The following is an 18,151-nucleotide window of genomic DNA, read 5'->3' as shown; positions in this document are numbered from 1 at the left end:
GAGAGAGGCAGAAGCCTCTCTCTATTTTTGTGAAGAAACAGGTGGCGCTGGTGATACAAGATCAGATAAGAAGATGAAATCAGCCTTTTCTTGAATTTTCGGAATGTAAGACCGAATGACGGAAGAGGTAATTTCACCTGGTGGCCCAACATGACCAATAGCTACCATAACAGGTTCTTTTTCTATTTTCTTCAAAAGAGAATTTGCTTGTTTTGTTACGTGAGAAGAAGTATATACATCATCAAAAAATAGCTTGTTTTCTACAGTAGGTACACCAATTTCTTCAGCAATTTTTTTTACAACGCTGTTTGGGCTTGTTTTACTATCTAAATAAAAGAGACCATGTTCTTTACAAACGGATAGTATAATACGCATCACTCTTTCATCAGCAGTTGCTTTTGAACCCATATGATTATTCATTCCAATTGCAAATGGAACTTCTTTAATTGCTTGTTTGACGCGACTTCTAATTTCATCATCACTTAAGTCTGTTGTAATAGCTTTTGGACCAAGCCATTCTTTTTTTCCTTTTACAGGCTCCATCGGCATATGTATAATAACTTCGTGTCCTTTTTGATGAGCTGATGTTGCATCTTGTTTTGTGGATGGAAGAAATGGCATAACTGCAACGGTTAACGGAATAGGAAGAGATAACATTTTTTCCGTTCCCTTCATATTGTTTCCAAAGTCATCAATGACAATTGCTACTTTATTTGTATGAGCGTAGGTCGGTACAGAAAAAGTTATGACTGGCAGTAGCGCCGTAAGTAAAAAGATAACAATATATTTTCGCATGTAAGATTCTCCCTTCTTAATAATACAAAACACCCATCAATAGACGAGAGATTGTTCATTTTCGGTTTAAATGAGTAGAATGAAACTACCATCAGTAGATAGGAGATCTCATCTGCTGATGGTTTCCTCATTTATATTCTTTAATTTCTCATAGTCTTGGGATGGGGGTCTTCCTGCCCGCGAATAGCCGGATAAATGATAGTCTACTGTTATCGTTTACGTTTTGAAGTAATTTAACCGCATAAAATGTCGAAAATGTAATTGTAAAAAAGAGGGAAAATTATAATTAAGAGGGGTTTCAACTAAAATAAAACAAAAAAAATGTCTATTATTGCGAATGTATTTACAAAGATAGAATAATTTGTAATAATTCTCAAGGTGAGGATAAAGATTTGTAAATTACAGGGAGAAAATGTTTAATTTTCTGAACGTTCACACTTAACGGATTAAAAACAGAAAATTCCATTTTTAATAAGAAAGGAATACAGATTACCGAAGAATATCGAGGGGGATATGTATGTTTGTAGCAAAAAGGAAATCTACATTGGACAAGCTTTTACGCGATATTAATGTGAAGCGCGAAGAAATGATTCATTTAGGGCTTATAAATGGACTTAATAGTCTAGAGACAATTCAAGTAAGTCAAGAATTGGACATGCTTATTATGAAATATCAACGTTACAAAGAGAATAAAGTATCGAAATGGTTTTTAATGATAAAAACGCCAGTTTTTAAAACGTCAAACAATGTGAGATCGAATGTGTTTTGGAGAATGTTTATTACAGCATTTATGAAATAATCATCCCTGTATGGAAAAAGGGATGATTATTGTGAATGGAGCGGGAGTGTAATGCATACAGTTGTTCCTACATATTCTTTGCTTTTAATCGTAATTTGACCATTGTACATTTCAATGATTCTTTTGCATACGACAAGGCCTAGTCCTGTTCCTGTATCTTTGTTTGTAAAAAATGGATGGAAAATATGTTTTTGGATGTGTTCTGGAATTCCTTTCCCTGTGTCTATAATACGTAATTGAGCTGTATTTCCGCTTGCTTCGGCTATAATTGTCAATGTATCACCTAATGACATTGCATCAAAAGCATTTTTTGTAATATTTAAAATAACTTGTTTGATATGATCATTTGAGCAACGAATAAGAATTGGATTTTCTGGCATATGTATGGAAATTTGAACGTTATGTAAATTTGCCTCAGATTGAATAATTAACGAAACTTCTTTTACAATGTTTCTTAAATCGTATGTTTTTTCAATAATAGCAGTTGGTTTTCCAAGGATAAGGAATTCACTGGCAATTTCATTAATCCTCTCAATTTCTTGTTCAATAATTGAGAAATAAAATTGGTCTTGTTCATTTGTATGTTTTTCTTTTAAAAGAGCGACGAGTCCTTTAATGCCTGTAAGAGGATTACGAATTTCGTGGGCTGTACTTGCAGCAAGAGAGCCAACTAATTCCATTTTTTGTACTTCATTTTGTTTTCTTTCCAATTTTGTTTGCCTTTTCAGAAGCATATACTTTCCAACTAAAAATAAAATACTCATAAGAAAGAATGTTATTAAACATTCTGTAAAGACGTTCTGGTATAGAATATTTTGTTGAATAGGTAACGGATAAATAGAAACGCTCCACGGTAATCTTGTTAATGGAACAGTAATTGGTTGTATGTTTTTTTGAGAAAATTTGTGATTATCATCTTGTAAAAATGTAATTCCCTGCTTATCAAGCACTTCAAAATGGTATTTTGGTTTGATTGCATTTAAAGATGCTGCAATATAGTCAAATCGTAAACTTGCTATGAGTAGTCCGGAAACCTCTTTATTCTTTTTGAGAACAGGAGTAGCAATCGCAATGACTCGATGTCCAGAAATACGATCAGTAATTGCAGATGAAACCGTGGTCCGTTTATTTTTCAAAGCCTCTTGTGCATAAGAACGATCGGCGATATCAAAGCTTTTTTTTAAACTGGATGATGCTACTGTAATTTTATAATCTGTATTCGCATAATACAGACCAGAATAGCGAGGGTCTCTTTCATCTGTACTTTGTAGGACTTGTTGGATTTGATTACTATCCTTCGTTTTTGTGCTAATAACCATAGCAAGCATTTCTAATGCAGATGTTGCATCCCCTAAATAACGATCTAAATAGTCTCTATATAAAAATCCGACTGTATGAGCTGCCTGTTTATTTTCACGCTGCATTGTATATTTGTGGTATGAAAAAAAGAGAGCGCTAATACAAAGAGTTGGCAATATAACAAGCAAAATATATAAAAGCGTGTTGCGTAGTTTTACGTTCAAAATTGCTAACTCCTTCTGTTTTTATTTTCATTATATATAAACATTCTTAAATATGCAGTGCTTTTATATTTTTTTATTATTTTTTATTGTAATACGTTGAAACAAGACGGTGTTTTTGAAATTTGATATAATATTGCTATTTGAAAAGAAATTTAGTAAAGGATTGAAGAGTTATGACATCTCAGTATGAGAGAGAAAATATTTCCAAATCGTTAAAAGTATTTATCGCTTTATCGCGCGTACACCGTTCGGTTATGGATACTACCAATAAATCTATTCAAAGTAACGGGTTAAATCCAACAGAGTTTGCAGTGCTAGAACTGTTATATCATAAGGGAGATCAACCATTGCAACAAATTGGTGAAAGAATTTTAATTGCAAGCGGCAGTATTACGTATGTTGTTGATAAATTAGAAAAAAAAGGACTTGTAGAGCGAAAGCCTTGTCCAAATGATCGGCGTGTCATTTATGCTCATTTAACTGAATCAGGGCTGCAATTGATTTCCAATATTTTTCCGAATCATGAAAAAGTCATACATGAATCATTCCATATGTTAAACAAGGATGAGAAAGATCAACTATTAACGTTGTTAAAGAAGATAGGGAAATATGAGAAATAGTAAAAAGTCTTATAAGCTTTGAATGCATAGTTCAAAGTTTTTTTATTTATCCCGCTATTTGCGAGCGGTAAGCCCTTCACTGATGATTAGTTGTATCATATTTCTTACTTAATGAACAATAGTATAGAATTTTCAATGTATCTCAAGTTTGAAATTAAAATGTATGAATTTTAAAATATATGTAGGTGAATTCTGTTGTTCAATAAAGGGGATTTGCAAAAGATATGGAATAATAGTACGAGAATGCTTTTTAGAAGAGAAAGGGGCTATTTACATGGCATTTGAAAGTTATGAGTACAAACGTCCAAATATGGATGAAGTGAAAGAAAGATTTACAGAAGCTTTGCAGCAGTTCAAGAGTGTAAAAACAGTGGAAGAACAAAAGAAAGTAATTGCACATATTAATGCAATTCGCAATGATTTCAGCACTATGTATAACGTATGTTATATTCGTCACAGTATAGATACGACAGATGAATTCTATAAAGAAGAACAAGATTTCTTTGATGAATATTCTCCAATTGTGAAAGGGTATGTAACAAAGTATTATGAGGCATTAACACAGTCCCCATTTCGAAAACAATTAGAAGAATATTATGGTACACAGCTCTTTGCACTTGCAGAGGCTGAAATGAAAACATATTCTGATGAAGTGGTAGCGGATCTACAGCTAGAAAATAAATTATCTTCTCAATATACGCAGTTATTAGCGGCAGCTAAAATTTTATTTGAAGAAGAAGAGCGAACATTATCACAACTTGCCCCGTTTATGCAGCATACAAATCGTAATATGCGTAAACAAGCAAGTGAGGCATATTACGGTTTTTTAGCAGAGCATGAAGAAGAGTTAGATCATATTTATGATGAACTTGTAAAAGTAAGAACGACAATTGCGAAGAAACTTGGCTTTAACAATTTTGTAGAACTTGGATATGCAAGAATGTATCGCACTGACTATAATGCAGAGATGGTTGCAAATTTCCGTAAGCAAGTGCTTGATTATATTGTTCCTGTTGCAACAGAGCTTAGACAAAGGCAAAAGGCACGCATTGGGGTAGAGAAGCTTGCGTATTATGATGAGAACTTTGAATACGCATCTGGTAACGCTGTACCAAAAGGTGATGCTGATTGGATTGTGAATCACGGCAAAACAATGTATAAAGAACTATCAGAAGAAACAAATGAATTTTTTAACTTTATGTTAGAAAATAATTTACTTGATCTTGTTGCAAAAAAAGGAAAAGCTGGCGGAGGCTATTGTACATATATTGAAAACTATAAAGCACCTTTTATTTTCTCAAATTTTAATGGAACGTCTGGTGATATTGATGTGTTAACGCACGAAGCAGGACATGCTTTCCAAGTATATGAAAGCCGCCAGTATGAAATTCCAGAATATAATTGGCCGACGTATGAGGCATGTGAAATTCATTCTATGAGCATGGAGTTTTTCACATGGCCGTGGATGAAATTATTCTTTGAAGAAGATACAGAGAAATATTACTTCTCACACTTAAGTTCGGCTTTACTATTTTTACCATATGGTGTATCTGTTGATGAATTCCAGCATTTTGTATATGAACATCCAGACGCATCACCAGCTGAGCGTAAAGCAGCTTGGCGTGAGATTGAAAGAAAGTACTTACCACACCGTGATTATGAAGAAAATGATTATTTAGAGCGCGGAGGCTTTTGGCAACGTCAGGCGCATATTTATAATTCACCATTTTATTATATTGATTATACGTTAGCGCAAATTTGTGCACTTCAATTTTGGAAACGCTCTAGAGAGAATCGTCAAGAAGCATGGGAAGATTATGTTCACCTTTGTCGTCAAGGCGGAAGTAAATCATTTTTACGATTAGTTGAAACGGCAAATTTAATCTCTCCGTTTGCTGATGGATGTGTGAAGGGTGTCATCGATGAAATTCATGCATGGTTAGATGAAGTAGATGACACAAAATTGTAAAAAATATACACTGTTTTTTATGAATTTACAATCGACACATGTTTGGAAAAATGAGATAATAAAAGAAAATTTAGAATAATTAAAAAAGAGGTGTTTCTTTGAAGAAGCGCCTCTTTTTAACCAAATAGGGGGGAGAAATATGGCGCAATCTTATGCAAATATGAATATGGAGACGTTGTTACGAGGAATGTCGTCTACAAGACAGATGCTTTTATCAGAAATTGAAATGTTAACGGATACAGAAATTAACACGAAGCCACGCCGCGATAAATGGAGCATAATGCAAGTTTTACATCACCTTCATCTAGTTGAACAATCTGTTACATCCGCAATTGTATATGCACTTCATAAAAACGAAAGAAAAGTTGTTCCACTACAAGACCTTCAACTTACACTCGATCGAACAAGAAAGAGAGAAGCCCCTCAGCAAATGCAACCAACAGAAACGATAATGAAAAAAGCACAAATGATTCAATTGCTGCAAAGTTCAAGAGAAAAGCTCTTGCATGTTCTTCATAGCATTGTTAATGAAAAAGAACTATTTGAAAAATCGCTTAAACACCCTGTATTTGATGAGCTTAATTTATATCAATGGGTACAATTCTTAGATTTACATGAACAACGTCATCTTACACAGTTGAAAGAAGCGAAACATTCAATTTTGCAAAGATAAAGTGAAACTTCCATCAGTGGTGCTCTGCTGGAAAGCTTTCACCAATCGGGCATTTACGGGCAGTTAGTCATCGAGAGAAGCTGAAGATACTGCCTGTTCATGCGGGATAAAGTGAAACTTCCATCAAGTGGGATGAGCTTCATTCTCCACTGATGGAAGTTTTTTAGGATGGCAGGTGACATGCACCACTGTTATTTCAATTTCCATGAGTTGTGTATCGTTTCATGTATGTATATTCCTACTTTATATGTCGGAACATATATAAGGACATCTTAAAAGGAGTTGAAATAATGGGAAATAAAAAACGGGAGCAAGAACGACAATGGAAAGCGCGAAAAGAACATCAGCAGCCACATGGGAAAGTGAAAACTTTTGCGGAACTTGTGGATGAAACGAAAAAAACGTGATGCAGTTGCATCACGTTTTTTCTATTAAAGGAAATGTAAGAAGGAAAGATGTTCCAACATTTTTCTTACTAGATATTTTAATTTTTCCGTTCATTGCTTTTACGACACTAAACACAACCATCATTCCAAGACCTGTTCCCTTTTCTTTTGTAGAGTAAAAAGGGGAACCGAGGCGTTTTATTTGTTCATTGTTCATACCAATTCCGGTATCTTGAATATGTAATTGGATGTGTTTATGAGCGGGTGTTAAGGTAAATGTAAGGTCTCCGCCGTTTGGCATCGCTTCAATGCAATTTTTTACAATGTTTAAAAGACATTGATTAAGCTTGTGTTTTTCTCCCGTTATGTAAAATATTTTACTTTGTTTCGTATAATGAATACGAACGTTAGAAAGGTTCGCTAATGGTGTCATGAGCGTAAGAACATGAAGTAATTCTTCTTCTAACTGTAACGTTTGTATTTTTTCAATACTTGGTTTTGCAAATGTTAAATAGTCTGTTAATACATGGTTAGCTTGATCAATACCGTGTATAGCGATATCTAAGTACAACAGTTTGTCTTGTTCTGTGTAGTTTTTCGATTGTAGCAATTGAAGAAATCCTCTCGTTGATGTAAGAGGGTTTCGAATTTCATGTGAAATTGAAGCCGCCATCTCACCAATCAATTGAAATTTCTCGGCGTTCACAAGTTCTTTTGCAAGACGAACTTGCGATTGTAATACGTCCATTAAGTATAAAATTAAAATCGTTCCTATGATGGTGCATAATTCGTATGTAATGATATAAGGTAGATAGTTCTTCGGATTTGGAACTATAGATAGAAAATAAGGAATCCAAACTATGCCATAAATCAGGCTGTAAAAAAAAGCTAAATACATTTTTGGTCGTATTTTTCCTCTTATATATGTTTTGTATGTTGTAATAAGAAAAATGTACAAAACGATAGATGCAATAAAAGAAGGGATGACACCGCTGCCGCCAATAAAAAAACGATATAGATTCATAACGCCAAAAATTGCACCACCTGCTACTGGGCCACCGGATAAAGTTCCGACAATTAGCACAATATGTCGGAAGTCGAATTGAAAGCCGAAATCAACTTTTGCAGCAAACGACATACAAACAATAGCGGTAATGCTGCAAGACAGGACAAATACAAGCGAATTGAGCTTCGGAGAGCGATTTCCTTTTTCACTCCAAAATAAATGATAAATTAGCATTGTAACTAGAATAAACAATATATTTAAGAAGAGGTACATAATAAAAAGCTTCAGCTTTAAAACCTCCTTGTAGTGAGAAGTGAAAGATGTGATATATAGAATTATCATACTATTAATATGAAGGAAAATAAAATAATATTTTTAGAAAAGATAGAAAAAACAGACGTTTTCCACTCTTACATCCGCTATGTTACAATGAAAGATGAAAATTGAAGAAGACAGTCCATGCGTAGCGTGGGAGAGGTTCGCGAACTCCCTCTATAAAAAACTAAGGAGAGAACAATATTCTTTAGATATTGTTTTGTTTTTTTAGTATGACAGTTCAAGAACGCTCTTTCTTCTTGTAATCGAAAAAAGAGGAGAATGAGTGAAATGAAAAAGGAAAAAGCAGTTGTTGTTTTTAGTGGCGGTCAAGATAGTACAACATGTTTATTTTGGGCGCTTGAACAGTTTGAAGAAGTAGAAACAGTGACGTTTAATTATAATCAACGTCATAAGCTCGAAATTGACTGTGCAGCAGAAATCGCAAAAGAGTTAGGTGTGAAACATACTGTACTTGATATGAGCCTGTTAAATCAGCTTGCTCCTAATGCGTTAACGCGTACAGATATGGAAATAACACATGAAGATGGCGAGTTGCCGTCGACATTTGTGGATGGACGTAATTTATTGTTTTTATCGTTTGCGGCTGTATTAGCTAAACAAGTAGGGGCACGCCATATCGTAACAGGTGTGTGTGAAACAGACTTTAGCGGGTATCCAGATTGCCGTGATGTGTTTGTGAAATCGTTAAACGTTACATTAAATTTATCGATGGATTATCCATTCGTTATTCATACACCACTTATGTGGATTGATAAAGCGGAAACGTGGAAATTAGCAGACGAACTTGGGGCATTTGAATTTGTCCGTGAAAAAACGTTAACTTGTTATAACGGGATTATTGGTGATGGTTGCGGTGAATGTCCAGCGTGTCAGCTTCGTAAAGCAGGACTTGATAAATATGTACAAGAGCGTGAAGGAGCGAAAGCATAATGACACAAAACTTCTTTGGATTTCGCATTGTTGAAAATTTACAAAAAATAGGTCAAGACATTGAGTGTAAGCAACTGAAGTATCATAATAAGCGTGTTATGGTTAGTAAAGAATTTACGTTTGATGCTGCACATCATCTACACTGTTATGAAGGGAAATGTAAAAACCTTCATGGACATACGTATAAAGTAATTTTCGGAATTAGTGGTTATGTCAATGAAATTGGCCTAGCGATTGATTTTGGTGATATAAAAGAAATTTGGAAAAATGAAATTGAAATATATTTAGATCATCGTTACTTAAATGAAACACTTCCAGCAATGAATACAACTGCTGAAAATATGGTTGTATGGATTTTCGAGAAAATGGAAGAGGCACTAACAAAAGGTGATCGACAAAATGAATATAAAGGAGCGCGTGTTGAGTTTGTGCGCTTATTTGAAACACCAACAAGTTATGCAGAAGTAAGACGGGAGTGGATGATGGGTGAGTAACATTCCTGTATTAGAGATTTTTGGGCCGACAATTCAAGGAGAAGGAATGGTTGTTGGACAAAAAACAATGTTTGTTCGCACAGCAGGTTGCGATTATAGCTGTGCATGGTGTGATTCTGCATTTACATGGGACGGTTCTGCGAAAGAGCAAATTCGTCAAATGTCGTCAGAAGAAATTTTTTCTGAACTTGTGCAAATTGGTGGTGAAAATTTCTCACATGTAACGATTTCAGGTGGGAATCCAGCGTTGTTGAAACATTTAGGAGAATTGATTTCTTTATTAAAAAAGAAAGGGATTCGTACAGCAATTGAAACGCAAGGAAGTAAATGGCAAGATTGGTTACTTCATATAGATGAGGTGACAATCTCACCAAAGCCACCGAGTTCAAAGATGACAACGGATTTTGTTATATTGGATTCAATCATTGATAAGCTAGAAGGAAAGGAATTTAGTTTAAAAGTGGTTGTATTTGACGATCGAGATTTTGCATACGCAAAAGAGGTACATGAACGTTATCCGCACGTTCCGTTCTTCTTACAAGTTGGAAATGATGATACACAGACAACAGACGATACATCGTTAATTCAACGTCTACTTACAAAATATGAATGGCTCATTGACAAAGCAATGCAATGTAAGGAAATGAATGATGCGAAAGTATTACCGCAACTTCACGCTTTAGTATGGGGCAATAAACGCGGTGTATAAGTACTGTATGAATGAAGGGAGATTTTAAGATGACTGGAAGAAAAGATGAAGATTTGAAAGATGTAACATTACTAGGAAATCAAAATACAAAATATTTATTTGAATATAGCCCGGAAATTTTAGAGACGTTTGATAATAATCATCCAAATCGTGATTATTTTGTAAAATTTAATTGTCCGGAGTTTACAAGCTTATGCCCGAAAACAGGACAACCAGATTTTGCGACAATCTACATTAGCTACATTCCAGAGCAAAAAATGGTAGAGAGTAAATCGTTAAAGTTATATTTATTCAGTTTCCGTAATCATGGAGATTTTCACGAAGATTGCATGAATGTAATTATGAATGACTTAATCAAACTAATGGATCCACGCTACATCGAAGTATGGGGTAAATTTACACCACGTGGTGGTATTTCTATTGATCCATATTGTAACTATGGACGCCCTGGCACGAAATATGAAAAAATGGCTGAATATCGTTTAATGAATCATGATTTATATCCAGAAACAGTAGATAATCGCTAAAGGAAAAAGAGGCAGCTTTGTAGGCTGTCTCTTCTTTTCTAGTATTTTATACATGTTGTGTAATAATTGTATAGTTTTTATGATTGACAACAGTAAGCGGTTCCATATCTAACTCTCTAAAATTATCCATAATTGTTATATCTACAATAACAGAGTTTTTATTTACTTTTTGAACGCGCCCTTGTAAACCGTCTTTGAATTCAATGATATCTCCAGCTTCCGCGATTTTCATAAGCAACTCTCCTTGTTACATTTTTACGAAAAAGAGAACAAGATTCGTTCTTTTTGTATTTTTCTTTATTTTGAACGATATTTCATCTTTTGTAAATGTTTCCATGCTATTTTTTTGAAAAAAATACTAATTTTTCACAAGAATTTCATAGTAAGAAACTTATATTCATATTTGTAACATGAATGTAAGGAACTCATATTTATAATTGTAAGATGAATATATGGGAGTATAATGAAACGGGGGCGATAAAATGGAACTTGAGATTGTGGGGAGCTTGATAGCTATTATTTTATTTCTGTTTGCATATACGAAATTAAAAATGATTCGAGAACATGAAACATACATATACTATGAGGGAGTTGATGGTGTATCTTCTTTTTCTAGCCATGAAGATGGGAGTACTGAATGAGACATACATGGATTTGTAATAATATAATGTGAAACATGTTGAACGGAGAGTGAGAAAGATGCAAATTTCTTTCATAAATCATGGACGCTCTAGTGTTCACAAAAAAGCGATGACAGTACGAGAATTTCAAGAATGGCTGCAAAGATATAAGAATGAAGATATTATGAAAGACATAGACATTCCAAGTAAAACGCTCGAAGTCATTGAAGCTTCCAAGTTTATAGTGGCAAGTGATCAAAAAAGAGCTGTTCAATCAGCAACAATGTTGACTAATAATATTATTTTTATACAGAATCCACTTTTTCGTGAAGCTGCTGTTCCTTCTATTTTACCTGTGCCAAAATGGATAAAGTGTAAACCGAAAGTATGGATGTCTTTAGGGCGCGCATTTTGGATGATCGGTTATTCGAAGGATGTTGAATCATACTCAGAAGTACAAGAAAGAGCGAAGCAAGCAGCGGATGTATTAGTTGGATATGCAAACGTATATCAGCGAGTTTCCCTGATTGGACATAGTTATTTTAATACGATGATTGGTAAGGAGCTGCGTACTCGAGGATGGCATGGACCGCTGCTGTTTCAGACGGAACCGTGGGGGTGTACAATTTATACTTTTCGCGAAGTAATGGAAGGAAATATATTTGTAACGTATACATAAAATAAAATAGATGTAATGCTTCGTGTATAATAGAAAGGCACAATCATTATTTCATGATTGTGCCTTTCTATTATACACACTTAACTAAATGAGCATATGGTTCGCCTACAAGCATAATTGTATTATTTTGTTTATAACCAAGCTTTTTATAGAGAGAAAATGCAGGCTTATTTTCTAGATTTACTAACAATGAAACTTTTTCATGCCCTTTTTCTTTGGCGTGTGTTTCAGCAGCAAGAATTAAATTTGAACCGATACCTTGTCCGCCATATGCAGATGAAACAGACAAGGTATCGATATAATATTCATCTTCTTCGGCTTCTTTTTCTAATATAATAGAAGAATCTTGTTTCATTTTTCGTAATCGTTTTACAATTGGAGCATCTAGCTTTGTTGCTTCACTTCCATGGTAGGTTATAATAACACCAACTGCATCTCCATCACGCTCTGCAACGAAACAATTTTCATAGCTGAGTCGGTTTTGTTTTTGTGTAAACCAATACTCTAAACCTTCTAGAACTTCGGTTTCATTTGTACCACCTGTTAATTTTTCAGCAACTTCATGCAGTGCGTTGTACAATAAAGGAGATATTGCTTTAGTATCTGTTTGTTTTGCTTTCCGAATCATGTTATCCCTCCTGGTTGTCCATTTTATTGTATCATAAAATGGAACTTCTATCAGTGGTGGGGTCTTGCTGCACACGAATAGCGGGATAATTTGTTAACTGTATTAGAAAAGTGTATTGTCGATATTTGGGAAAAATCGTAAAATAAAAGTAATACAGAGAGGTGAACGGTATGGATAAACAACAAGTAAATGTGATTTTAGATCAACTTAAAAATAAAGAAATAGAAGAATATGTTGTAGCAAAAGAAGTGTTTTATGCATTTCGCCAAGTTTTAGTAGAACGGGAAGATTTTAAACATTTTCGAGGTAACGCACAGCACGGTGGAAAAATCATTTATACATATTTGGAAACACCGCGCTCGTAATTAAGAATTATCTATTAAAAAAGACGGATTAAAATTGCTCGTTAAGAGTCGGATAAAGAGAAAGGAGAGGAGTTTGCATGGGAGAGTTTAAGCAAGGAATACTTCCGCATTGGGATTATTTTTGGAAAGATGAGGAAGGAAGGAAATTTGTTGGGATGGTTATGTTTCCTGAAAAACGAAAGCGAACGAAGGAGATCATTCAACAACTAAAAACAGCGTATGAACAAGAACAAAATGTGCTTGTAGTAGCTAAATTTCAAAATTCTATTCAAAAAGTTAAAGGTACAATTGCGTATTTCGATGAAGAATCACCTATTTTTACGATGCAATGTAAAGATGAAAATTTCTATCATATATTTGTGAAGGACATTGTGCGCGTGGAAAATAGTTAATAGGAGTTGTCTTTTGCGCGTGCTTATGTCTAGGATACGCTGTGCATTTTTCTCCTTTTCGTTGTAAATGAAACAGCAATATTTTTAATAGTGTACCGAAAAAAGGATAGATTGTGAGTTTTTTAGTAACGAATATTGAAAAGAAAATCTCTTATTTGAATGTAGCTGTTTTTTAAGTAAGAGGGGTATAATATAGAAAATGTGTAACCGGTTTCGAACAGTTTCTAGTAAGGAAACTGTTCGTTTTTTTTTGACAAACGAAAAATAGATTTCGTAGGTATATTTCTTTTTTTGACAATTTTATAATGTTAACTTTTTTGAAAACATGGGTAAATCCGTTGACAACTTTTTTGAAATACACTTTATTGACATGCGTTTTAGAATGTTGTTTCATATTCTTTGTATTGTAAAAAGATCGGCTTTTTCTGTCGAAAAAATAAATTTTTAAAAAGAAAGAAATTATACATATATCTTGTGTCCTTTTTTAAAAAGTAATACAATATATAGAGAAATCATCGAGAACGAACATGATGTGAAAAGATGTAAGAGGAGGGTCGGAGATGTTAGTTGCATATGATTCTATGACAGGAAATGTGAAGCGTTTCATCCATAAATTAAATATGCCGGCCGTTCAAATTAATGAAAATCTCGTATTAGACGAAGAATTTATCCTTATTACGTACACAACAGGTTTTGGAAATGTGCCAGAACGTGTTTTAAAATTTTTAGAACGTAATCACGAACGCTTAAAGGGAGTATCTGCAAGCGGAAATCGCAATTGGGGAGATATGTTTGGGGCAAGTGCAGACAAGATTGCAACGAGATATGAAGTGCCGATTGTATCGAAATTTGAGTTATCTGGAACAAATAAAGATGTAGAATTTTTTAAAGAGAGGGTGCTGGAGATTGCGACACATTGAATTAAATAATGAGATCACGCAAATGCAGGACGGATTCTATCAGCTGCACAAAGATAAAGAGGCACTAGCAGTCTTTATGGAAGAGGCGCAAGAGAATACCGTTCATTTTGATAGCGTGGCAGAACGCATCAAGTATATGTTGGAGAACGATTACTACTATGATGTGTTAAGTGAGTATAAGATGGGCGAGATAGAAGCTGTATACGAAATCACATACGGCGAAAAGTTTGAGTTTCAATCTTATATGGCAGCATCTAAGTTTTATAAAGATTACGCGTTAAAAACGAATGATCAAAAACAATACTTAGAAAGTTATCCTGATCGCGTGGCAATTGTATCGTTATACTTAGGACGAGGAAATGTTGAGAAGGCGAAACAATTCGCAAGTATGATTGTAAAACAAAACTATCAACCAGCGACACCAACCTTTTTAAATGCGGGAAGAAGCAGAAGAGGAGAAATGGTGTCTTGTTTCTTGTTAGAGATGGATGATAGTTTAAACTCGATTGGATTTAACATTAATACGGCGATGCAGTTATCAAAAATCGGCGGCGGTGTAGCGCTTAACTTGAGCAAGCTGCGCGCGCGCGGTGAACAAATTAAAGGTATCGAGAACGCGGCAAGCGGTGTAGTGCCGGTTATGAAATTACTTGAAGATTCGTTTTCGTATGCGAATCAGTTGGGCCAACGAAAAGGTGCTGGAGCAGTATACTTAAATATTTTCCATTGGGATATTATTGAGTTCCTCGATACAAAAAAAATAAATGCCGACGAGAAGAGCCGTATTCAATCTCTTTCAATCGGAATTATCGTTCCAAGCAAGTTCTTTGAGCTTGCGGAGAAAAACGAACCATTTCATGTTTTCGCACCTTATACAGTGTATAAAGAGTACGGAAAACATTTAGATGATATCGATATTGATGAAATGTATGATGAACTGATGAGTAATCCGAATATCAAAAAGAAACCACTTGATATTAGCGCACGTGATATGCTTATTAAAATCGCAATGATTCAGCTTGAGTCTGGATATCCATACTTAATGTTTAAATCAAATGCGAATCAGCAGCATCCGTTAAAGGATATTGGAACTGTGAAGATGTCTAACTTGTGTTAACTATGTAGCACCTTCTAGTAGAAATACTAGTCGAAAACTCCGTTAAACGGGGAAAGCCTCAAAAATGAGGTAACCTACCGTGCTAAATTTTATCTTAGAATAAGTTAATTTATTCAGAGGGTATCTTATCATTTTGTATAAGTACAATTTAAAAAATACAGCATGAAATGATAAGAGACTTTCTGAAAGACTAAGGTAAATAAAAGCCTAACGACTATCCTATATGGGAGTAGAGCGCAAGTGATTGGCGTTCGAAAAGCGGAGCACCTAATCAGGTTATGCTGTAGGTGATGATATAGTCTGTCCTGTATGGTGACATACAGCAGTTGTGTAAGCAACGGGCTGAGAGTAGCGACCTCAGTTGAACATTAGAGACTGAGATCTTCCAGTTACAAGAAACATCAGAAATCAATGATTATGGTACAGATGACATTATCCGCCGTGATATTAACTGTAACTTAGGATCGTTAAACATCGTAAACGTGATGGAGAATAAAGAAATTCGTGAAGCGATCCATGCAGGTATGGAAGCTTTAACAGCTGTTTCTGATATGACAATTATTCCGAACGCACCGACTGTGAAAAAAGCAAATGATGAGCTTCATTCTGTTGGTCTTGGAGCAATGAACTTACACGGTTATTTAGCGAAAAATAAAATTGGTTATGAAAGCGCAGAAGCAAAAGAATTTGCTCGTACATTCTTTATGATGCTTAACTATTACTCCATCGAAAAGAGTATGGAGATTGCGAAAGAGAAGGGCGAAACATTTAAAGACTTCGATAAGTCGGATTATGCAAAAGGAACATACTTTGAGAAGTATGAAACAACAGATTACAGTCCAGTAACTGAGAAAGTACAACAGTTATTTGAAGGAATCCACATTCCAACAAAACAAGACTGGACAAACTTAAAAGAACAAGTGCAGAAGCATGGTTTATATAATTCATATCGCTTAGCTATTGCTCCGACACAATCGATTAGCTATGTTCAAAATGCAACTTCAAGTGTAATGCCAATCGTAAGTCAAATCGAGTCAAGAACGTATGCAAATGCAACGACATATTATCCAATGCCGTATTTATCAAAAGATACGTTCTGGTATTATAAATCTTCTTACGATATGAATCAGTTTAAATTGATTGATTTAATCGCAGAAATTCAAGAGCATATTGACCAAGGGATTAGTACAATTCTTTATGTAAATAGCGATATTTCTACACGTGAATTAGCACGTTACTATATTTATGCTCATAAAAAAGGACTGAAGAGCCTGTATTACACAAGAACACGTAAGTTAAGCGTTGAAGAGTGTGTAGCTTGTACGGTATGATGAGTTGCTTTTGAAAGAGAAGAAACAAATTGTACAAGTAGTATTAACTATAAAGTATCATCATGAGCAGGGGCAGAAACACCCTGCTCATGCTTAGTTATTAAATTTGCGTTCTAACGCACGGTTAGATTTTCATTATGAAATAGAAATTTTACCGTACGTTAGGACAATGTAACAATATAAAGAAGGGGCGATTCAATGCGCGCGGTAAACTGGAACAAGAAAGAAGACGATTTTAGTTTAATGTTTTGGAAGCAAAACATCGCTCAGTTTTGGACAGAAGAGGAGATCGCTGTTTCTTCTGACAAAAATACATGGGTGCAGTTATCAAAGGAAGAACAACAAGCGTATAAGCGCGTACTAGGTGGTTTAACGCTCCTTGATACGAAGCAAGGCGGCGAGGGAATGCCTCTTATTCTTGTACACCTTGAGAACTTACAAGCAAAAAGTGTATTAGCTTTCATGGGAGCAATGGAAGAAGTACATGCGAAGAGCTACAGTCACATTTTTACGACATTGGCAAGTGAAGAAGAAATTGATGAGATTTTTGAATGGGTAGATACTCATCCGATACTTGTGAAAAAAGCAGGGATTATTACAAATTACTACCGCCGTCTATTAAAACCTCAAGTAACGAAAAAAGAACTATACATGGCAATGGTAGCAAGTGTGTTCTTAGAAAGTTACTTGTTCTATAGTGGATTCTTCTATCCGCTGTATTTAGCAGGACAAGGAAAATTAACGGCGAGTGGTGAAATTATCAACTTGATAATCAGGGATGAGTCCATTCACGGCGTATTCGTCGGTATTCTAGCACAGCAAATCTTCGCGGAACTTTCTGCAGAAGAACAACAAGAAGTACAAAAAGAAACGATGGATTTATTAGTGGAACTGTATGAAATTGAAATAGCATACACAGAAGAAATTTATACATCTATTGGTCTTGTTGAAGATGTGAATCGTTTCGTTCGTTACAATGCAAATAAAGGGCTAATGAACTTAGGATTAGAACCACACTTTGAAGAAGAAGAAATTAACCCGATTGTATTAAACGGTTTACGTACAGATACGAAAAACCATGATTTCTTCTCTGTAAAAGGGAATGGTTATGTAAAAGCAACAAATGTTGAAAAATTATCAGATGATGATTTCGTATTTGATTTTTAATAGATAGGATTGAAAAAGCTGTCTTTCATATAAAGGCAGCTTTTTTTATGTGTAAATAGTTTACATAATGTTATTATTTCGTGATAAAGTGAAACTTCCATCAGTTATTCCCTACCTACCTTCTTCGCTTCTCTCTGAATGTTGGGGTGGGTCTTACTGCTC

21 protein-coding genes, 1 pseudogene and 1 riboswitch are annotated in these 18,151 nt (G+C 34.8%); of the genes and pseudogenes, 17 read left to right on the top strand and 5 right to left on the bottom strand.

Annotated features, from left to right (window positions below; all coding sequences use genetic code 11):
- Nucleotides 1-21: 21 nt before the first annotated feature.
- Nucleotides 22-795: a divergent polysaccharide deacetylase family protein gene (locus AB1279_RS17620; RefSeq protein WP_429760089.1), complete on the bottom strand. Its 774-nt coding sequence runs from the start codon at nt 793-795 to the stop codon at nt 22-24.
- 517 nt (nt 796-1,312) lie between these two features.
- Here AB1279_RS17620 and AB1279_RS17615 point away from each other — a divergent pair.
- Nucleotides 1,313-1,594: an aspartyl-phosphate phosphatase Spo0E family protein gene (locus AB1279_RS17615; RefSeq protein ID WP_429751200.1), complete on the top strand. Its 282-nt coding sequence runs from the start codon at nt 1,313-1,315 to the stop codon at nt 1,592-1,594.
- Nucleotides 1,595-1,620: 26 nt separating this feature from the next.
- Here AB1279_RS17615 and AB1279_RS17610 read toward each other — a convergent pair whose 3' ends face one another.
- A complete protein-coding gene (locus tag AB1279_RS17610) occupies nt 1,621-3,117 on the bottom strand; it encodes an ATP-binding protein (RefSeq protein ID WP_429760087.1) in 1,497 nt (498 codons plus the stop codon).
- A gap of 173 nt (nt 3,118-3,290) precedes the next feature.
- Here AB1279_RS17610 and AB1279_RS17605 point away from each other — a divergent pair, with 173 nt between their 5' ends.
- The 4 genes from AB1279_RS17605 (at nt 3,291) to AB1279_RS17590 (ending at nt 6,786) form a co-directional block, all read left to right on the top strand.
- Nucleotides 3,291-3,737, top strand: a complete 447-nt coding sequence (locus AB1279_RS17605; protein ID WP_429760086.1) for a MarR family winged helix-turn-helix transcriptional regulator — start codon at nt 3,291-3,293, stop codon at nt 3,735-3,737.
- A gap of 274 nt (nt 3,738-4,011) precedes the next feature.
- A complete protein-coding gene (locus AB1279_RS17600) occupies nt 4,012-5,706 on the top strand; it encodes a M3 family oligoendopeptidase (protein ID WP_429760085.1) in 1,695 nt (564 codons plus the stop codon).
- A 139-nt stretch (nt 5,707-5,845) separates the two neighbouring features.
- Complete coding sequence (locus AB1279_RS17595; protein WP_429751197.1) at nt 5,846-6,379, top strand: DinB family protein; 534 nt, start codon at nt 5,846-5,848, stop codon at nt 6,377-6,379.
- A 290-nt stretch (nt 6,380-6,669) separates the two neighbouring features.
- Nucleotides 6,670-6,786 carry a DUF6254 family protein gene (locus AB1279_RS17590; RefSeq protein ID WP_090915292.1) on the top strand — a complete coding sequence of 39 codons (117 nt, stop codon included), beginning with the start codon at nt 6,670-6,672 and terminating at the stop codon, nt 6,784-6,786.
- A 10-nt stretch (nt 6,787-6,796) separates the two neighbouring features.
- Here the strand turns inward: AB1279_RS17590 and AB1279_RS17585 are convergent, their stop codons facing one another.
- Entirely contained in the window at nt 6,797-8,005 is a 1,209-nt protein-coding gene (locus tag AB1279_RS17585) for an ATP-binding protein (RefSeq protein WP_429761460.1), read from the bottom strand.
- 234 nt (nt 8,006-8,239) lie between these two features.
- Nucleotides 8,240-8,283, top strand: a riboswitch (PreQ1 riboswitch).
- Between the two features lie 94 nt (nt 8,284-8,377).
- Between AB1279_RS17585 and queC the strand changes: the two genes are divergently transcribed.
- Genes queC through queF form a run of 4 tightly spaced genes read left to right on the top strand, consistent with a single transcriptional unit; the run spans nt 8,378 to nt 10,770 of the window.
- A complete protein-coding gene (queC, locus tag AB1279_RS17580; RefSeq protein ID WP_020061893.1) occupies nt 8,378-9,040 on the top strand; it encodes a 7-cyano-7-deazaguanine synthase QueC in 663 nt (220 codons plus the stop codon).
- Nucleotides 9,040-9,534 carry a 6-carboxytetrahydropterin synthase QueD gene (gene queD / locus AB1279_RS17575; RefSeq protein WP_429751196.1) on the top strand — a complete coding sequence of 165 codons (495 nt, stop codon included), beginning with the start codon at nt 9,040-9,042 and terminating at the stop codon, nt 9,532-9,534. The genes queC and queD overlap by 1 nt, the downstream gene beginning before the upstream one ends.
- Entirely contained in the window at nt 9,527-10,243 is a 717-nt protein-coding gene (queE, locus tag AB1279_RS17570) for a 7-carboxy-7-deazaguanine synthase QueE (RefSeq protein WP_429760084.1), read from the top strand. The genes queD and queE overlap by 8 nt, the downstream gene beginning before the upstream one ends.
- Nucleotides 10,244-10,272: 29 nt before the next feature.
- Nucleotides 10,273-10,770 carry a preQ(1) synthase gene (gene queF, locus AB1279_RS17565; RefSeq protein ID WP_035435424.1) on the top strand — a complete coding sequence of 166 codons (498 nt, stop codon included), beginning with the start codon at nt 10,273-10,275 and terminating at the stop codon, nt 10,768-10,770.
- A 46-nt stretch (nt 10,771-10,816) separates the two neighbouring features.
- Here queF and AB1279_RS17560 read toward each other — a convergent pair whose 3' ends face one another.
- A complete protein-coding gene (locus tag AB1279_RS17560) occupies nt 10,817-11,002 on the bottom strand; it encodes a YkvS family protein (RefSeq protein WP_336482640.1) in 186 nt (61 codons plus the stop codon).
- Nucleotides 11,003-11,252: 250 nt separating this feature from the next.
- On the opposite strand from AB1279_RS17560, the gene AB1279_RS17555 reads away from it, so the two are divergent.
- Both AB1279_RS17555 and AB1279_RS17550 read left to right on the top strand, forming a co-directional pair.
- Nucleotides 11,253-11,411 (top strand): hypothetical protein, encoded by a 159-nt coding sequence (locus AB1279_RS17555; RefSeq protein ID WP_429751193.1) that lies wholly within the window; start codon nt 11,253-11,255, stop codon nt 11,409-11,411.
- Between the two features lie 58 nt (nt 11,412-11,469).
- Nucleotides 11,470-12,069, top strand: coding sequence for a histidine phosphatase family protein (locus tag AB1279_RS17550; RefSeq protein WP_429760082.1), 600 nt, complete (start codon nt 11,470-11,472; stop codon nt 12,067-12,069).
- A 70-nt stretch (nt 12,070-12,139) separates the two neighbouring features.
- Here AB1279_RS17550 and AB1279_RS17545 read toward each other — a convergent pair whose 3' ends face one another.
- Nucleotides 12,140-12,697, bottom strand: a complete 558-nt coding sequence (locus AB1279_RS17545) for a GNAT family N-acetyltransferase (RefSeq protein ID WP_429760081.1) — start codon at nt 12,695-12,697, stop codon at nt 12,140-12,142.
- Between the two features lie 170 nt (nt 12,698-12,867).
- Between AB1279_RS17545 and AB1279_RS17540 the strand changes: the two genes are divergently transcribed.
- From AB1279_RS17540 to nrdF, 6 genes and pseudogenes are all read left to right on the top strand, one after another.
- Nucleotides 12,868-13,062 (top strand): abortive phage infection protein, encoded by a 195-nt coding sequence (locus AB1279_RS17540; RefSeq protein ID WP_429751190.1) that lies wholly within the window; start codon nt 12,868-12,870, stop codon nt 13,060-13,062.
- Nucleotides 13,063-13,139: 77 nt separating this feature from the next.
- Complete coding sequence (locus tag AB1279_RS17535; RefSeq protein WP_429751189.1) at nt 13,140-13,454, top strand: hypothetical protein; 315 nt, start codon at nt 13,140-13,142, stop codon at nt 13,452-13,454.
- A 560-nt stretch (nt 13,455-14,014) separates the two neighbouring features.
- On the top strand, nt 14,015-14,374 hold the full coding sequence (gene nrdI, locus AB1279_RS17530; RefSeq protein WP_336482646.1) for a class Ib ribonucleoside-diphosphate reductase assembly flavoprotein NrdI: 360 nt from the start codon (nt 14,015-14,017) through the stop codon (nt 14,372-14,374).
- Nucleotides 14,361-15,488 (top strand): annotated as a pseudogene (locus AB1279_RS17525) (ribonucleotide reductase N-terminal alpha domain-containing protein); the annotation flags it as partial. The gene nrdI and the pseudogene AB1279_RS17525, both read left to right, overlap by 14 nt.
- Before the next feature lie 383 nt (nt 15,489-15,871).
- Nucleotides 15,872-16,822 carry a ribonucleotide reductase gene (locus AB1279_RS17520; RefSeq protein WP_429761459.1) on the top strand — a complete coding sequence of 317 codons (951 nt, stop codon included), beginning with the start codon at nt 15,872-15,874 and terminating at the stop codon, nt 16,820-16,822.
- A gap of 198 nt (nt 16,823-17,020) precedes the next feature.
- Nucleotides 17,021-17,989, top strand: a complete 969-nt coding sequence (gene nrdF, locus AB1279_RS17515; RefSeq protein WP_429760080.1) for a class 1b ribonucleoside-diphosphate reductase subunit beta — start codon at nt 17,021-17,023, stop codon at nt 17,987-17,989.
- Nucleotides 17,990-18,151 lie beyond the last annotated feature (162 nt).

The sequence above is a fragment of the Bacillus sp. S14(2024) genome (assembly GCF_050473785.1).
Taxonomy (GTDB): Bacteria; Bacillota; Bacilli; order Bacillales; family Bacillaceae_G; genus Bacillus_A; species Bacillus_A yunxiaonensis.
Note: the sequence above shows the minus strand (reverse complement) of the source record. Positions and strands in the feature narration are given on the sequence as shown.

Bases quoted from the DNA above. Each gene is read 5' to 3' on its own strand.
- AB1279_RS17620 (WP_429760089.1), bottom strand. From the start codon at position 795: ATGCGAAAATATATTGTTATCTTTTTACTTACGGCGCTACTGCCAGTC.
- AB1279_RS17595 (WP_429751197.1), top strand. From the start codon at position 5,846: ATGGCGCAATCTTATGCAAATATGAATATGGAGACGTTGTTACGAGGA.
- queC (WP_020061893.1), top strand. From the start codon at position 8,378: ATGAAAAAGGAAAAAGCAGTTGTTGTTTTTAGTGGCGGTCAAGATAGT.
- nrdF (WP_429760080.1), top strand. From the start codon at position 17,021: ATGCGCGCGGTAAACTGGAACAAGAAAGAAGACGATTTTAGTTTAATG.
- AB1279_RS17585 (WP_429761460.1), bottom strand. From the start codon at position 8,005: ATGCTAATTTATCATTTATTTTGGAGTGAAAAAGGAAATCGCTCTCCG.
- AB1279_RS17535 (WP_429751189.1), top strand. From the start codon at position 13,140: ATGGGAGAGTTTAAGCAAGGAATACTTCCGCATTGGGATTATTTTTGG.
- AB1279_RS17555 (WP_429751193.1), top strand. From the start codon at position 11,253: ATGGAACTTGAGATTGTGGGGAGCTTGATAGCTATTATTTTATTTCTG.
- queD (WP_429751196.1), top strand. From the start codon at position 9,040: ATGACACAAAACTTCTTTGGATTTCGCATTGTTGAAAATTTACAAAAA.
- queF (WP_035435424.1), top strand. From the start codon at position 10,273: ATGACTGGAAGAAAAGATGAAGATTTGAAAGATGTAACATTACTAGGA.
- AB1279_RS17605 (WP_429760086.1), top strand. From the start codon at position 3,291: ATGACATCTCAGTATGAGAGAGAAAATATTTCCAAATCGTTAAAAGTA.
- AB1279_RS17550 (WP_429760082.1), top strand. From the start codon at position 11,470: ATGCAAATTTCTTTCATAAATCATGGACGCTCTAGTGTTCACAAAAAA.
- nrdI (WP_336482646.1), top strand. From the start codon at position 14,015: ATGTTAGTTGCATATGATTCTATGACAGGAAATGTGAAGCGTTTCATC.
- AB1279_RS17600 (WP_429760085.1), top strand. From the start codon at position 4,012: ATGGCATTTGAAAGTTATGAGTACAAACGTCCAAATATGGATGAAGTG.
- AB1279_RS17590 (WP_090915292.1), top strand. From the start codon at position 6,670: ATGGGAAATAAAAAACGGGAGCAAGAACGACAATGGAAAGCGCGAAAA.
- AB1279_RS17540 (WP_429751190.1), top strand. From the start codon at position 12,868: ATGGATAAACAACAAGTAAATGTGATTTTAGATCAACTTAAAAATAAA.
- AB1279_RS17615 (WP_429751200.1), top strand. From the start codon at position 1,313: ATGTTTGTAGCAAAAAGGAAATCTACATTGGACAAGCTTTTACGCGAT.
- AB1279_RS17545 (WP_429760081.1), bottom strand. From the start codon at position 12,697: ATGATTCGGAAAGCAAAACAAACAGATACTAAAGCAATATCTCCTTTA.
- AB1279_RS17560 (WP_336482640.1), bottom strand. From the start codon at position 11,002: ATGAAAATCGCGGAAGCTGGAGATATCATTGAATTCAAAGACGGTTTA.